Origin of the sequence: Streptomyces sp. NPDC002032, assembly GCF_042890765.1 — a bacterium.
Classification (GTDB): Bacteria; Actinomycetota; Actinomycetes; order Streptomycetales; family Streptomycetaceae; genus Streptomyces.
On sequence record NZ_JBIASM010000001.1, the window covers coordinates 528,148 to 542,955 of the forward strand.

At 73.0% G+C, this 14,808-nt stretch carries 12 protein-coding genes; 4 read left to right on the forward strand and 8 right to left on the reverse strand.

What is annotated here, in order from left to right; genetic code table 11:
* Window positions 1–266: 266 nt before the first annotated feature.
* Window positions 267–986, reverse strand: coding sequence for a hypothetical protein (locus ACFYYT_RS02050; protein ID WP_351827449.1), 720 nt, complete (start codon window positions 984–986; stop codon window positions 267–269).
* Window positions 987–1,576: 590 nt separating this feature from the next.
* Between ACFYYT_RS02050 and ACFYYT_RS02055 the strand changes: the two genes are divergently transcribed.
* Both ACFYYT_RS02055 and ACFYYT_RS02060 read left to right on the forward strand, forming a co-directional pair.
* Window positions 1,577–1,984, forward strand: coding sequence for an ACT domain-containing protein (locus ACFYYT_RS02055; RefSeq protein ID WP_351827447.1), 408 nt, complete (start codon window positions 1,577–1,579; stop codon window positions 1,982–1,984).
* 891 nt (window positions 1,985–2,875) lie between these two features.
* Window positions 2,876–3,121, forward strand: a complete 246-nt coding sequence (locus tag ACFYYT_RS02060) for a hypothetical protein (protein WP_351827445.1) — start codon at window positions 2,876–2,878, stop codon at window positions 3,119–3,121.
* Between the two features lie 105 nt (window positions 3,122–3,226).
* Here ACFYYT_RS02060 and ACFYYT_RS02065 read toward each other — a convergent pair whose 3' ends face one another.
* Genes ACFYYT_RS02065 through ACFYYT_RS02080 form a run of 4 tightly spaced genes read right to left on the reverse strand, consistent with a single transcriptional unit; the run spans window position 3,227 to window position 6,973 of the window.
* A complete protein-coding gene (locus ACFYYT_RS02065) occupies window positions 3,227–4,639 on the reverse strand; it encodes an FAD-dependent monooxygenase (RefSeq protein WP_351827443.1) in 1,413 nt (470 codons plus the stop codon).
* On the reverse strand, window positions 4,636–5,826 hold the full coding sequence (locus tag ACFYYT_RS02070) for an MAB_1171c family putative transporter (RefSeq protein ID WP_351827441.1): 1,191 nt from the start codon (window positions 5,824–5,826) through the stop codon (window positions 4,636–4,638). The genes ACFYYT_RS02065 and ACFYYT_RS02070 overlap by 4 nt, the downstream gene beginning before the upstream one ends.
* Before the next feature lie 2 nt (window positions 5,827–5,828).
* Entirely contained in the window at window positions 5,829–6,359 is a 531-nt protein-coding gene (locus ACFYYT_RS02075) for a toxin-antitoxin system, toxin component (RefSeq protein ID WP_351827483.1), read from the reverse strand.
* 14 nt (window positions 6,360–6,373) lie between these two features.
* Complete coding sequence (locus ACFYYT_RS02080; RefSeq protein WP_351827439.1) at window positions 6,374–6,973, reverse strand: hypothetical protein; 600 nt, start codon at window positions 6,971–6,973, stop codon at window positions 6,374–6,376.
* Window positions 6,974–7,422: 449 nt separating this feature from the next.
* Between ACFYYT_RS02080 and ACFYYT_RS02085 the strand changes: the two genes are divergently transcribed.
* On the forward strand, window positions 7,423–7,923 hold the full coding sequence (locus tag ACFYYT_RS02085) for a hypothetical protein (RefSeq protein ID WP_351827437.1): 501 nt from the start codon (window positions 7,423–7,425) through the stop codon (window positions 7,921–7,923).
* Window positions 7,924–7,931: 8 nt separating this feature from the next.
* Here the strand turns inward: ACFYYT_RS02085 and kstD are convergent, their stop codons facing one another.
* Both kstD and ACFYYT_RS02095 read right to left on the reverse strand, forming a co-directional pair.
* On the reverse strand, window positions 7,932–9,743 hold the full coding sequence (gene kstD / locus ACFYYT_RS02090) for a 3-oxosteroid 1-dehydrogenase (RefSeq protein ID WP_351827435.1): 1,812 nt from the start codon (window positions 9,741–9,743) through the stop codon (window positions 7,932–7,934).
* A 199-nt stretch (window positions 9,744–9,942) separates the two neighbouring features.
* Complete coding sequence (locus ACFYYT_RS02095) at window positions 9,943–11,073, reverse strand: aminoglycoside phosphotransferase family protein (protein ID WP_351827432.1); 1,131 nt, start codon at window positions 11,071–11,073, stop codon at window positions 9,943–9,945.
* Between the two features lie 232 nt (window positions 11,074–11,305).
* Here ACFYYT_RS02095 and ACFYYT_RS02100 point away from each other — a divergent pair, with 232 nt between their 5' ends.
* Window positions 11,306–12,802, forward strand: coding sequence for a hypothetical protein (locus ACFYYT_RS02100; protein ID WP_351827430.1), 1,497 nt, complete (start codon window positions 11,306–11,308; stop codon window positions 12,800–12,802).
* Between the two features lie 56 nt (window positions 12,803–12,858).
* Here ACFYYT_RS02100 and ACFYYT_RS02105 read toward each other — a convergent pair whose 3' ends face one another.
* Window positions 12,859–14,289 (reverse strand): SpoIIE family protein phosphatase, encoded by a 1,431-nt coding sequence (locus ACFYYT_RS02105; protein ID WP_351827427.1) that lies wholly within the window; start codon window positions 14,287–14,289, stop codon window positions 12,859–12,861.
* Window positions 14,290–14,808: the final 519 nt, after the last annotated feature.

Sequence of the window (14,808 nt, forward strand, 5' to 3'; positions counted from 1 at the left end):
CAACAATAACAACAACAACGGAGGCGGCGGAGCGAACAACAACAATAACAACAACAACAACGGTGGAGGCGGAGCGAACAACAACAATAACAACAACTGAACTTCACAGTCCGGCGGCAGGTGGCGTGAGATCACCTGGCCGCCGGACTGTCATGTGAGCGAGTCGTGGTGCACGTCACTGTTCGCCCGTGGCTCAGCTCCTGTGCTTCCCAAGGGCGACGGCCGAAGGGCGACGGCGGTGCCGGCGGAGGCGTCGACTACAGCAGTCAGTTCTGGGTGCAGTGGATTTGCAGAGCGCTCGAGATGACGGTGCTGTTCTGCACGATGTACCCCATCGAGGAGGAGCAGACCTGGCGCTTGGTGTAGGCCGCCTGGTTCAGCAGTGGGGCGAGCTTTCCGCTGCTCAGGGTGCGGGTATCGCGATAGGCGCGACGTCCATTGTTGTTGTTGTTATTGTTGTTCGTGGAGGCGCCACCTCCGTTGTTGTTGTTGTTATTGTTGTTGTTCACGCCCCCGTTGTTGTTGTTATTGTTGTTGTTGTACGTGCCGCCGCCATTGTTGTTGTTGTTATTGTTGTTGTACGTGCCGGCGCCGGTGTTGTTATTGATGTTGTTGTTGATGTTCTGGGTCCCGATGTAGGTGTTGCCGCCTCCGACCTGTACCGGGTACGAGATCTCCTGGAGTGCCGAGCGGCCCAGGGTCGATGAGGTCCCGCCGGCCTGGCTCCCAACTCCGTTGTTGTTGTTATTGTTGTTGTTGGCGATACCCTTTCCGCTGTTGTTGTTGGTGTTGTTGTTCGTGTTCTGCGTGCCGGTGTAGGTGTTCCCGTCTCCGAGCTGTACCGAGTACGAGATTTTTTGCAGCGGGGTGTTGCCGAGAAATGAAAGGAACTCCCCGTCGCCTTGAGCCTGGGCGCCGCCGGCGCTGAAGAGAACCGTCGCCGCCGCGGCGACGCTGATCGCGGCAAACTGCTTGGTGAGCTTCACTCGGCCAACCTTTCGTCGTCCCTGAAGTCCGGATCCTGAGACTCAGTCGACAGGATGCGACGGCAGGGGATGAACGATCACCAGGCACGCTGGCGGGGTCGCCTTTTCCCCCGTACAGCCCCCCGAGGCTTTCCGGTGGGGCCACATGCGAGAGATCTGTCTTCCCGAGGCGGCTGTTGGGGATTCGAGGGCGTTCCCGGCCCCCGACCCGGCTCCGGTTCAGGTGGTCGTAGAGTTGCTCGGCGGCGTCGCACACGAGGGTGGGCACCGGACCCGCTCCGGGGTGCCGTCGGGGCGGGTGCGGTCACGGCGGGGGCGCTGAGGGGACCGCGAACTGTCCACGCCCCGTCACGTACGTGCCCTGGTCGATCGCCCCCCGACCCGCCGCGTCCGGGTCAACCGATGCGCGGCCGCCGCCGCCCTCGGTGTCCTGGAAGAGGGTCCGTCCGCCTGCATCCCCCAGCGCCTGGAGGACACGCTGACGAGCTTGCACGGGGCGGTGGAGGCGCCGTTCCCGCGTTCAGACCGGCGCATCGGACGGCATCGAAGCCAGGCCGGCCCCCCATACGTCCGAGGGGTACCGTGGGCGCATGAGCGCCGAGAGCGACCTGCGGAAACTGCTGAGCGGCATGCGCCCCGAACTGAACGAGGGGCGGTACGTGTTCTGCACCCTCCCGGGATCCGCGCCGGTCCCCGCCGGACTCGCGCCCGTCGCCACCGTCCGCGAGGCCGAGGGACTGACCCTGGTTTTGCGCCAGGAGGAGGCCGATGCCGCCGGGCTCGCCTACCCATACGTAGCCGGCTGGATCACGCTGCGGATCCACTCCGCCCTCGACGCCGTCGGCCTCACCGGAGCCTTCGCCGCCGCGCTGGCCGCCCGCGGACTCAGCTGCAACGTGATCGCCGGCTACCACCACGACCACCTGTTCGTGGCCGCCGACCGGGCCGCCGAAGCCGTCGCCGTACTGGAGGAACTGGCCGGCCGATCGGCGGAATAGGCACATCCCGAAAGCAATCCGACCGGGCCCGACCTGGCCCTCCTGCTGCGCGTACGCGAGCGTACTCCGGGCCCGAACCGGCCAGGGCGGTCTCCGCATGACGGAACGTCGGAGCCAGAGCCGCAGGCGCGCGCACGCCCTTCGAACGCGAAGTCGCCGCCGACGAGGCACCGGACCGGCTCACCGCCACAGGTCCCGGCGCGGGCGGCTCGCCGCCGCCGGGGAACCGGCTCGCGCCGGGCTGCGGCTCGCCGAGCGGGCGTGACGCCGTAGGCCCTTGCACTGGTTGGTACGCCATGGCCGTCCCCGTCACCACCCTGCCGGCGCGCGGCCGCACCGACGAGGGCGGGGGCTGGCCGGGGAGCACTGCTATGGCGAGCCGTTCGCGGCGGCCGTGGCCCGCCCCGACTCGCAGACCGCTTGCGCCGAACTCCTGCTGGCCCGAGGCGAGACGAAGGCGGCCGTCGCCGTTCTCGAAGGGGTCGGCCGGCGGTTCACCCCGCGCGGCATCCAGAGCCCCGCATCGTGCCCCTGCCGGCTGGACCTGGCCCGCGTCGTGGCCCCCGACGACCCGGCCGGGGCCCCGCGCCCTCGCCGGAGAAGCCCCGCGGCGCGCCCGCGCCTTCGGCGCCCCCTCCGCCATCGGCCAGGCCCTGCGCGTCTCGGCCGGGGGCGCCGACGGCCCGCGGGAGCGGACCGCCCTGGCGCGGGAGGCCGTTTCCCCGCTCTCCGCCGCGCCCGATCGGTACGAACTCGCTCCCGCGCCGGCCGCCCCGGGCGCGGAGCCAGCGCCGCGTCAGGCAACGTCCGCTCCTCCACGGGCAAACGTTGCCTGACGCTGCACCAGGCGACCAGGACCCTGCTCGCCCGGGCGCTGATCACCAGTCGGGAGTGCGGCGCCGACGGCTTGGCGCGCACACCGCGGAGCTGCTCCGCCGGCTCGGCGGCGCCCTGCCCGGCGCCTCCTCCTGGCAGGACCGGCCCACCGTGGAGGAACTCGCGCGGGCGCGGACGCCGTACGCGGCGACCCGGCCCCCGGTCCCCGGTCCCGGTCTGTCCGCCCACTGCCGCGAGCCCGGCACCGACCTGACCGGACAGCGCGAGGCCTGGGCGGTCTTCGCCCGCAGCGCGCACTGAGTCCGCGCCGGCGGGGGCGGGCGGGAACACCGTTACGGATCGCCCCACCCGGCCCCCGCCGGTTCGCGATGCTCCCGCCGGCCTGCCGGGACCGCCCGGCAGGGCCTACGCGCGCAGCGCCGCTATCGCCGCCAGCTCCGTCGCCGCCAGTGGCGGGGCGGTCAGCTGGGCGCGGCGCGGGCCCAGCGCGGCCGCCAGCAGCACCGGCGGGGTGAACAGCCGCGCGGCCGGGCGCTCCAGGGTCATCACGTCGGTGACCGCCCGCGCCACCCGCCCGTTGCCGGTGCTCGTGTGCAGCAGCCGCCGTACGTAGGCCGCCCCCACCTTCTCGGCCAGCGTCGGGCCGCTCTCGGTGGCGCCCGGGTAGAAGACGTCGTTGCCGGTGGACAGCGCCCACGCGGCGGTCACGGGCGCCGCGACCGCCTTCTGCATGCGCGCGCCGAGCCTTTCCCCCGACCAGCCGTACCGGGCGATCACGGACCGCAGGGCCAGCGCGCTCTGCGCGGCCACCGACATGCCGTGCCCGTACACCGGGTTGTAGGCGGCGACGGCGTCCCCGATGACCACGAACCGCCGGGGCATCACGGCCTTCTCGTAGTGGTGCCTGCGGTTGACGGTCGTCCGGGTGACCACCACGTCGGTCAGCGGCTCGGTCTGCGCGATCAGCTCGCTGACGATGGGGTGGCGCAGGTCCCGCGCGAAGCCCTCGAAGGCCTCGGGGTCCTTGGTGGGCTCGCCGCCCCGCGTTCCCGAGAGGGTGACGAGCCAGCGGTCGCCCTCGATCGGGACCAGGGTCGCCGACCGGCCGGGGCCCGGCGCGCGGGCGTCGGCCTGGACGTTGACGATGACGGGGAAGGTGCTGGCGAGGTCCTTCGGGGCGCGGAAGATGCGGCTCGCGTAGACCAGGCCCGGATCGACGGTCCGCACCGCGGGCTCGGGCAGGCCGAAACCGGCCAGCCAGGCCGGGGTGTGCGAGGACCGGCCGGAGGCGTCGACCACCAGGTCCGCCTCCACCACCCGCTCCTCGCCGCCCCGCTCGCGCATCCGGACCCCGGTGACCAGGTCCGCGTCGCCCTCCAGTCCCAGCACCTCCGTACGGTCGACGACGCTGACTCCGGGCAGCGCCGCGACGGCCCGGCGCACGTGCCAGTCCAGGAGGTCACGGCTGGCGAGGACCACGTAGTGCGAGGCCTCCGCCCAGCGCCGGAACCAGCCCTCGGGGGAGTAGCCCACCATGTTCGTGGGCAGCGCGATCCGGTGCGCGCCGTCGTCCATGAGCCGCCGGACGGTGCCCGGCAGCAGGCTGTCGATCGCCGCGGCCCCGCCGGACCAGAGCAGGTGGGCGTGGTGGGCCTGCGGCAGCCCCCGGCGCGGCCGGGGGCCGTCGGGCAGCGCGTCGCGCTCCACGACGACGACGTCGCCCGACTCGGCGAGCGCGGCCGCCGCCAGCATCCCGGCGAGGCTCCCGCCGATGACGACCGAGGTGCGCGGTCTGCCGGGCGGGGAAGTGCTGCTCATGAACTCACGCTCTCTGGATGGTCCGCGGGCCCGGTCCGGGCACGGAAGGAGATGACGACGGGGGACCGGCGCAGGGCCTTGGAGACCGCGACCAGGTCCGGGACCTGTGCCGGACCCGTCGGAGCCGCGCCGTCCTCGGCGGGGGCGCCGCCGCCCCGCAGCCGGCGCAGCGCCGCGACCACGGAGACCGCGTCGGCGGTGGCCGCCGCCCGCCCGGGCGCCTCACCCTGGGCGAGGGCCTCGGCCAGGGCCCGCTCGCGGACCGCGGGGTCCATGTACGGCTGGAGGCGCAGCAGCCCGTCGCTGATCCGGGTCCTGCGCTGCACCAGGCGGCGACTGATGGGCGAGCGCCGGGGCAGCCGCAGCGAACCGGTGTCGAGCGGCTCCAGTTCCCGGACGAACGGGGCCAGGGCGCGGAAGTGGTAGTAGTCGGTTCCGATCCGCTGGAGCGCCTCGCCGGCGTGCGGCAGGATGAAGCCCACGGCGATGAACAGCGCGCAGACGGCGGCGATCGGCGGGGCCACGTACGTACTGAGCCAGTCCAGGTCGTTGCCGGTCCAGCGGGCGACCACCGCGGTGAGCTTCACGGTGTCGTAGCAGAGGTTCAGCAGGAAGCCGATGACCAGCAGCACCAGGCCGGAGCGCAGCCAGCCCGAGACCTGGCGCAGCCAGGACCAGGTGACCACCGAGGTGATCGCGCAGGCGACGGTGTGGGCGCCCAGGTAGAGCAGGATGTGCTCGCGCATCCAGGGGGTGTTGGCGTAGTACGTGTCCAGGTCCCGCAGCCGCTCCACCGGTACGTCGGCGAACGCGAAGGTGGTCCAGAGCCCGGCGACCACGGCCGAGTAGACGATCCCGATCGTCCAGCTGGTCCGCCGCACCCAGCGCGGGTCGCCGCCCCGCCAGTGGATGATCATCACCAGGCAGGAGGCGCAGAAGAGCGTGAGCAGCGTGTACAGCACCGGCGCCGCGAAGTTCGGGACGCCCGTCCCGCGGTTCATCGCCGCCAGGGTGTCGGGCCGCCCGAAGTAGAAGACGGCGGAGGCCAGCAGGAGCAGGCCGCCGACGGAGCGCACGTTGGGATCGATGCGCCAGAACCTCATCATCACGGGCAGCCGGATCGCGAAGGCCAGGGTGAGGATCGCGGCCGGGATGAGGTAAGGGATGTAGTACTTGTCGGAATTCACCGTCAGCCGATCGGTCCGCGATAGCCGAGGGCGTTGCCGATGCGCCCCGCCACGTCATTCCTGCGGACCGCTCCGGGGGCGTCGCCGCCCACCAGCCAGGGACGGCAGCGGTCGCCGAGCATCAGGCCGAAGCTCTCCGCCTCGATCTCCTGGGCGTCCTCGTAGTGGGAGCGCGCGGCGACGCTGGCGTACGTCAGGTCCGAGGCGTCCGGCAGAGACCGGGCCGCGGCCGCCGCCCCGCGTCCGTGCTCGGTGCAGTGGCCCGCCTTCATGTGCCACAGCTCGTGCCCGAGGATCACCAGTTGGTGGTCCGCGGTCGTGTACTTCTCCACGACGACGATGTCGTACTCCTCCAGGTTCAGCCAGAGCCCGGAGGTCGTCAGCTCGGTGGGGAAGCGCTCGAAGCGCAGCACGATGGGACGGCCGCCGCGCGAGCGGCTCATCGCGTCGCACAAGGCCCGGAAGAGGGTCTGCGGATCGACCGGCGCCTCCAGGTCGAGCGACGACGTCAGCGCGGTGCACAGCTTGCGCATCGAACGGGAGACGTTCACCGGACCTCCTCAGCGGACAGCATCGAGGTGATCATGCCCAGGAGAAGTGTCTCCTGTGTACGGGTGAGGGCTTTCCCCCGGGTCGATATCGAGACCAGCCCGTACTGGTCCATGAGGCCGGCCATCAGATCGCCCGATCCGTTGTTGAGGGACTGGACCGCGGGCTGGAGGGCCCGGTTCACGGCCTGGGCCGGTGTGTCCGTGAGGAAGGTGGCCTCACGGCCGAAGAAGGCGGCGAACTGCGCGCAGTGCCGCAGGTGCGGCAGTTTCCCGCCCGTCACCAGCTGGTTGACCCACCAGGGGGCGGCGCCGATGGCCGCCGCGATGTCCGCGACGGCGTACGGGCGGCCGTCGGTGTCGCGGGAGGCGGCGTACAGGTAGGCGGCACGCAGGCGGACCGTTTCCGCTGCCTCGTCCGGCGTGGGGTCCGCGAACTCCTCGCCCCGCAGGAGGGCGGCGGTCAGCCCGGCGGGGACGCCGGTCCGCTCCGCGAGGGCCTCCACGTTCAGGATCTCGTCCACGTCCAGTTGCCTCTCCTTGGCGAGCGCCCGTATGCGGGCGAGCGTCGCGGCGAGGGGCAGGACAGACTCCGCCATCTGTCTGTACTCCCATACGTCCGAAGGGCAGGTCCGTCTGCGTGCCTGGGGGAGGGTGCCCCCCCCGGGCTGCAAGGTCCACATCAGCGGGCCGGGCCGTCGTCGCTTCGCAGGACGGCCGGAGACCGATGGTGGGGACGGAGAGCAAGATACAGCCAGTGGGCGGGCCTGTGGCGAGAAAGGGAGCGTCTGCCCGGTCCCCCGGCCCCGGGCGCCCCGCGGGTAAGGAGTACCCCGCCGGGTCGGTCCATACCCGCAGGTCCGGGATCTTCGGCCGGTCCGCCCGGCCTCCCGCCACGGCCCCCGCGCCACCCCTCCCGCCGTCCTTCCCGCCCCGCCGGGCGCGCGCCGCCGGGCCGTCGTCCGGTCGTCGTCCGGTCGTCGTCCGGCCGTCGCCCGGCCGGAGCCCCCGGGGCCGGAAATGGTGCGCGGCCACGTACCATGGCCGCATGTCCTTCCTCCGCCGCCACCGCGCCGCCACCCCCGCCGGCCCGGACTTCGACGTCCTGGCCATGGACCCGGGGGACTGGCCGGGCAACCTCGGGGCCGGGCTGCTGCCCGCCCCCGACGGCAGCTGCCAGGGTGTCTTCCTCCGCTACGACCTGTTCGGCGGCCGCGGCCCCGCGATGATCATCGGGAACCTCCCCGAGGGATCGCCGGCCCGGGACCTCGCCGAGGGCCAGGTCCCCTTCGAGGTGGCCCAGCTCCTCGCCGCCCTGGAGAACGAAGAGGACGTCGAGGTCACCGGCTCCGAGGACTGCCCGGTCATGCAGGGCGACAACCTCCTCATCGTCCGCAAGGTCAAGCTCTCCGAGAGCCGGATCTCCTGCGTCCAGTTCGACCGCAGCGACAACGTCCTCGTGACCATCGCGAGCTGGGACCGCCCGATCACCGACGACCTGTACGCGCTGCTGAAGCCCCTCCCGGCCGAGCTCTTCCAGCAGGGCTAGCAGCAGGGCTAGGGGGTGTCCGCGATGTCGTTCGCCGCCACGTAGCCGAACGTCATCGCGGGACCGATCGTCGAACCGGCGCCCGCGTAGCTGTGGCCCATCACCGCCGCGCTCGCGTTGCCCGCCGCCCACAGCCCCCGGATCACCGAACCGTCCGCCCGCAGCGCCCGGGCCCGGGCGTCGGTGACGATCCCGCCCTTCGTCCCCAGGTCACCCGGCACGATCTTGAAGGCGTAGAACGGCGGGACCCAGACCGGCGCCAGGCACGAGTTCGGCCGCACGGCCGGGTCCGTGTAGTAGTGGTCGTACGCCGTGTCGCCCCGGTGCTGGTCGGGGTCCGAGCCGTTCCACGCCTGGGCGTTGAACCGGCTCAGCGTCGCCCGCAGCGCGGCCGCCGGGACCCCGATCTGGCCCGCCAGGGCGTCCCAGGTCCAGGCCTTCTTCGCGGCCCCCGCCTCGTACCAGGAGTCGGGGAAGGGGAGTGTCGGGAGGATGTCCTTGAACAGGTACCGGTCGCGGTAGTTCTGGTCCACGATCAGCCACGCCGGGATGTGCGAACCCGTGCCCCGGTCCTGCTCGTACATCACGTGCACCACGTCGCTGTACGGCGCCGCCTCGTTCACGAAGCGGGTCCCCGCCCGGTTCACCATCAGACCGCCCGGCAGGGTCCGCTCCGCCAGGCAGAAGTACGGCTCCCCGGGCAGCGGGATCGACGGACCCCACCAGGCGTCCTCCATCAACGCCAGCGCGGCGCCCGCCCGTTGCCCGGCCCGGATCCCGTCACCCGTGTTCTCCTTCGCGCCCACCGACCACTGCGTACCGATCGGCTGCTGCTGGTACTGCGCCCGCATCTGCGCGTTGTGCTCGAAGCCGCCCGAGCCGACGACCACCCCCTTGCGGGCCCGCACCACGCCCCGTACGCCCTCCTTCTCCACCACGACCCCGGTCACCGCGCCACCGGGGCCGCCCTCCTGGACCAGGTCGACCAGCGGGCTGTTCAGCCACACCGGCACCCCCGCCCGCTGCAGCCCGGCCCGCAGCCCGGCGGCCAGCGCCTGGCCCATGGTCAGCGGCTTCTCCCCGAGCAGCGCCGCCTTCGCCCCGCGCGCCAGGCACTCCGTGGACACCGCCAGCCCCTTCGCGCTGACCGCCGCGAGGTTGAGCCACTTGTAGTCCTGGCTGAACACCACCATCCCGGCGGGCACCGGCATGTACGCCGGGTTCAGGTGCGCGAGTTCGGCGCCCAGGACGTTCCCGTCGATCTGGTCCGGCTCGATGGAACGGCCGTTCGGCAGTCCGCCGGGGAGGTTGGGGTAGTAGTCGCTGTACCCGTCCATGAAGCGGAACCGCAGCGGGCTGTTCGCCATGACGAAGTCCAGCATCCGGGGGCCGTTGGCCAGGAACGCCCGCTGCCGGTCGGCCGGCACCTGGGGCCCCACCACCGCCGACAGGTACGCGGCCGCCTTCTCCGGTGTGTCCGGCACCCCGGCGCCCAGGATCACCGAGTTGTTCGGCAGCCAGATCCCGGCGCCCGAACGCGCGGCCGAGCCGCCGAAGGTGGGCGCCTTCTCCACCACCAGGACGCTCAGCCCCCGCCGGGCCGCGGTCAGCGCGGCCGTCATTCCCGACGCCCCCGACCCGACCACCACGACGTCGTACTCGCCGATCGGGGCTCCGTCCGCCCGCGCGACGGCGCCGGGCAGCACGGTGGCGGCGAGCGCTCCCGCCCCCGCCCCGGCGAGCACCGTCCGGCGGGAGGGGAGCGGGGGCAGCGCCCGGCCGGTGTTCCCGGTCGGCGGGCGGTCCTGGATCTGGGTCATGGGCGGGCTCCAGCGGGGTGGGAGGGAGGCGGCGCTCCAGCATTCTGATGCTGAGTCAGAAAAGGTGTTAGGGGGATCATGTGATGTCAAGGCACACGCACCCGAACCCGAACCGTCCCGCCCCCGGCCCGCGGCATGCCCGTGGCCCGCACACCAGGTGTGCGGGCCACGGGTGTCCTTCCGCGCCGAGGGAATGCGGTCAGCGGGTGCCGACCGCCGCCCGGACCGCCCTGCGGGCCATCCCGGCGTCGTCGTGCAGCCGGCGCAGCAGCAGCCGCTGCTCCTCCCCCGAGGACAGGGCCCCCGCGGGCAGCGGGTGGGCCGGAGCGGCCGCCGCCATCGACCGCTGCACCGCGGTCTCCGCCATCCGGATCTCCCGGGTCAGCACCAGCATCAGGTTGACCAGGAAGGAGTCCCGCGAGGCCGGGCCCGCCGACTGGGCGAGCCGGCTGATCTGGCCGCGCGCCGCCGGGGCGTCACCCAGCACCGTCCACAGCGTGGCCAGGTCGTAGCCCGGCAGGTACCAGCCCGCGTGCTCCCAGTCCAGGAGCACCGGACCGGCCGGGGAGAGCAGCAGGTTCGACAGCAGCGCGTCGCCGTGGTTGAACTGCCACGGGACCCCCGCCGGACGCAGACCGTGCAGCAGCTTCTGCAGGTCACCGAAGTCCCGGTCGGTCAGCAGCCCCAGCTCGTGGTCCCGGGTGATCCGGCGCGCGTAGTCCACCGGGTGCCCGAACAGGTCGGCCGGCGGCCGCCACTGGTTCACCCGGCAGATCGCGCCGAGGGCGGCCCGTACGTCCGTCCGCGGCGGGGCCTCCACCGGATGCCGCTGGAGCGCCGCGACCCGGCCCGCCATCCGCTCCACGACCAGGACGCAGTTCTCCGGATCGGCGGCGATCAGCCGCGGCACCCGGACGGGCGGGCGGTGCCGGACGAAGGTCCGGTACGTCGCTATTTCGTGGCGGTACCGCTCGCGCCATTCGGGGGAGTGGTCCAGTAAAACCTTCGCCACGGCGGTCATCCGTCCCGTCGTCCCCACCAGGAGGACCGAGCGGCCGCTGCGCCGCAGCACCTGCACCGGCGCGAACTCCGGACAGATCCGCTGCACCGACGCGAGCGCGGTGCGCAGTTGCGCCCCCTGCGGCCCCGACAGGTCGATCCTTCCGCTGAGCGGCTGCGACCCGGTCCCCGGCATCCGCCGGGCCCGTACGGCGCCGGCGGCCTGCGCCGGGGCCGCCGCGCGGCCGGGTTCGAGGTAGGGGCCGCCCCCCGCCTGGAGGGTGCGGTGCTGCCGGACCGGGGCGGACACGGAGGACGTTGCTGCGTACATGGCGTTTACGGTTCCCTTCGTGCGCCGACGAGTTGCGTACGCCACCCCGCCGGATCCCGTGCTTCACCCTGGGGAGTTCCGCCGGTGAACCGGGTCGGGGAGGCGCATTCCTACCTGACACCCGGGGGCCCCTGGCGAACCACGGGGCGTGCCCTGGCGAAGCCTGGCGAATAGTCCACGGGGAACTGACAGGGGGTTACTGTCAACTCAGCCGAGAACCTGGGGGCTTGACGTGAGCAAAGGTCCAAACACCCGCCTGAACGACCTGTTCGGCCTGGCCGGCTGGTCCAAGGGCGAACTGGCGAGGATGGTCAACCGGCAGGCGGCGGCCATGGGCCACCACCAGCTGGCCACCGACACCTCCCGGGTGCGGCGCTGGATCGACATGGGGGAGACCCCGCGCGAGCCGGTGCCCACGGTACTGGCAGCACTGTTCACCGAGCGGCTCGGTCGTGTCGTGACCATCGAGGACCTCGGGTTCGTACGGCAGCGGCGCACCACCAAACGGCAGCCGGACGGGGTGCAGGAGAACCCCGACGGAGTGCCCTGGGCGCCCGAACGCACAGCCGCGGTCCTCACCGAATTCACGGGAATGGACCTCATGCTCAACCGTCGCGGTCTGATGGGCGCGGGAGCCGCGCTCACCGCCGGCTCAGCCCTCAGCAACGCCATGTACGACTGGCTGCACACCGACCCCGCCGCCGCCAAGGACGCCCAGCGTTTCGGCGACCCCTACCAGGCCGACCAGGCGGGCTACGACCGCTACGAGGCCGCCCCCATCGGCTCCCAGGAGATCGAGGCCCTGGAGCGCTCGGTCGAGGTCTTCCGTGCCTGGGACGCGTCCCGGGGCGGCGGCCTCCAGCGCAAGGCCGTCGTGGGCCAGCTGAACGAGGTCGGCGGGATGCTTGCCTACCACCACCCCGACCACCTCCAGCGCAGGCTGTGGGGGGTGGCGGCCAACCTGGCGGTCCTCGCCGGCTGGATGTCGCACGACGTCGGCCTCGAACCCACCGCCCAGAAGTACTTCGTCATCGCCGCGCACGCGGCCCGCGAGGGCGGCGACCGGCCGCGCGCCGGCGAGGCCCTCTCCCGCGCCGCCCGTCAGATGGTCCACCTGGGCAAGCCGAACGAGGCCCTGGACCTGATGAAGCTGGCGCAGTCCGGCTCCGGCGAGCAGACCCTGCCGCGCACCCGCGCCATGCTGCACACCATCGAGGCCTGGGCACAGGCCGCCATGGGCAAGGGCCAGGCCATGCGCCGGACGCTGGGCGAGGCGGAGGAGCTCTTCGTCTCCGACAAGGGCGACGTCCCGCCGCCCTCGTGGATGCAGCACTTCGACGAGGCCGACCTGCACGGCATGCAGGCGCTGGCGTACCGCACGCTCGCCGACCACGACGCCACGGCCGCGCCCGTCGCGGCCCGGCACGCCCGCGAGGCGCTGCGGCTGCGCGGGGACGGCTACCAGCGGTCGCAGATCTTCGACTACATCTCGATGGCCTCGGCCTGTCTCATCGCAGACGACCCGGAACAGGCCGACCGGTACGCCCGGCTGGCCCTGGTCTCGATGAACGAGACCTCCTCGCACCGCACCTGGGACCGGCTCCGCGAGATGTACCGGCTGACCGGCCAGTACGCGGGCTACGGACGTGTCGAGGACCTGCGGGAGGAGATCGAGCGGATCCTCCCCGACGCCCCGGCGCGGCGCTCGGCCAGCGGTGCGCAGGCGTAGGGGCGCGGGGTGGCGCGCAGGGGCGCACGGGACGGGCCGGGCCGGTCGTCCCGCTGCTAGTCGCCGATCCGGGCGACCAGGACGCAGGCGTCGTCCTCGCGCTCGCCCCCCGCGAACTCCCGCGTCACCAGCCGTACGCAGTCCCGGGCCGACGGGGCCGAGGAGAACCCCGCGGCGAGGGCCAGCAGCCGCTCGGCGGCATCCGGGACGCCACCGGCGGACTCTGGGCCGCGCGGGGTCAGTCCGTCGGTGTGCAGGACGAGTACGTCGCCCGGTTCGAGGCGTTCCTCGGCCTGCCCGTACACGGCCCCCGGCGTCGCGCCCAGCAGCACGCCCTCGGGCGGCCGCAGTGCCCGGCCCCGGCCGTGGCGGAACAGCAGCGGCGCGGGGTGGCCGGCCTGCGCCCAGGACAGGACCCGGCGGCCGGGTTCGTAGCGGCAGCAGACGGCCGAACCGAGGGCCGGCCGCACGGAGTTGTCCAGGAGCTGGTTGAGCCAGCCCATCAGCGGGCCCGGTTCGATCCCGGCCATGGCCATCCCGCGCAGGGCGCCGAGCACCATCGCCATCCCGGAGGCGGCGCTCACCCCGTGGCCGGTCAGGCCGCCAGCCGTCAGGAGGGAGCGGCCGTCGGGGAGTTCGAGGGCGTCGTACCAGTCGCCGCCCATCAGTGCGCGGTTCGTGGCGGGCAGGCGGTGCGCGGCGACGTCCAGGGAGGAGGGGTGCGCCCGCGGGAACCGCAGGGAGCCGCGCCACGGGGGGAGCACGGCTTCCTGCAGTTCGACCGCCAGCCGGTGCTCGGTCCGCGCGATCTCCTGCCGGCGCTGCAACGAGTCCTGTGACTCGCGCACCGCCCGCCGGCTGCGGCGCAGTTCACTCACGTCGCGCAGCACGGCCCACATGGTGGCCGTGCAGCCGTCGGAGTCGAGCACCGGCTCGCCCCTCATGTGCAGCGTCCGGACGCGGCCGTCGGGCCGGACGATGCGGAACTCGCCGTCGATCGGCTTGCCGTCCACCAGACAGTCCGTGACCATCGCGGTCAGCAGCGGCTGGTCCTCGGAGAAGAGGGTGGAGCCCAGTTCGTCCAGCGGCAGCGGGCCCGCGCCGGGCGGCCGACCGAAGATCTCGAAGAGTTCCCCGGACCAGCTGACCTCGTCCGTCAGCAGGTTCCACTCGGCGCTGCCGACCCGTCCCCGGTGGTCCTCGGCGGTGGTCTCGGGGGCCGCCGGGGGGAGCCCGGCGGGCTCCGGTGCGGGCGGCAGGCCCTCCTTGAGCTGGCCGAGCTGTTCGCCGAGGTCGTCGAGGTGGTGCACGGCGAGGTCGCACAGCGCGCGCTGCCAGCGTCCCCGGGCGTCGTCCCCGTCCACGGCGGTGTCGCGGCGCACGGCGTCCACGTCGCCCCGCAGCCGGTGGGTCAGGGAGATCAGCGCGTCCACGGTTCCCGGCTCGGGCGGCTGCGCGGGGCGGTCCGCGTACAGATGGGACGGCATGGGCACTCCGATGCAGGCGCGGCGGTACGAACGCGTCACGGCCAGGTCCGTAAGCAGGACCGGCTACGACTGTGGCACAGGCCACGACGGGCCGTAAGGCGTTTGGCAACATCCGTAACGGCCTTGCTCCTGGCATATGCCGCAGGCGATCCGCGCGCCCGGCGCGCGTACGAACGAATCCGGTCAGCCGCGGCGGGGCCCGGCCGGAAGGCCCGCAGGGCCGCCGGGGGGGGGCTCCGGCGGCAGGGCGCCCCGTCCGGGCGCCGGAGCCGACGGCCGGAAACCGGCGTCCCGGGGGTGGTGCGTCGAGCGTACGGCCGAGGTGTACGAGGCCCCGCCCGGGGCCGGCGCGCGGCGGGAGCGGCGGCTCGCCCCGTTCGGGGGATCCCCCGAACGGAGGACCCGCCGCTGCGGGTTGTGGTCACCCAGGTCCCGCCCGCCTCCCGCTTCCCACCCCGCCGGGTGATCGCTACGCTACGTGCCGGTAATGAGGCGGGGTCGGTCCGTTCGGCGGGCCGG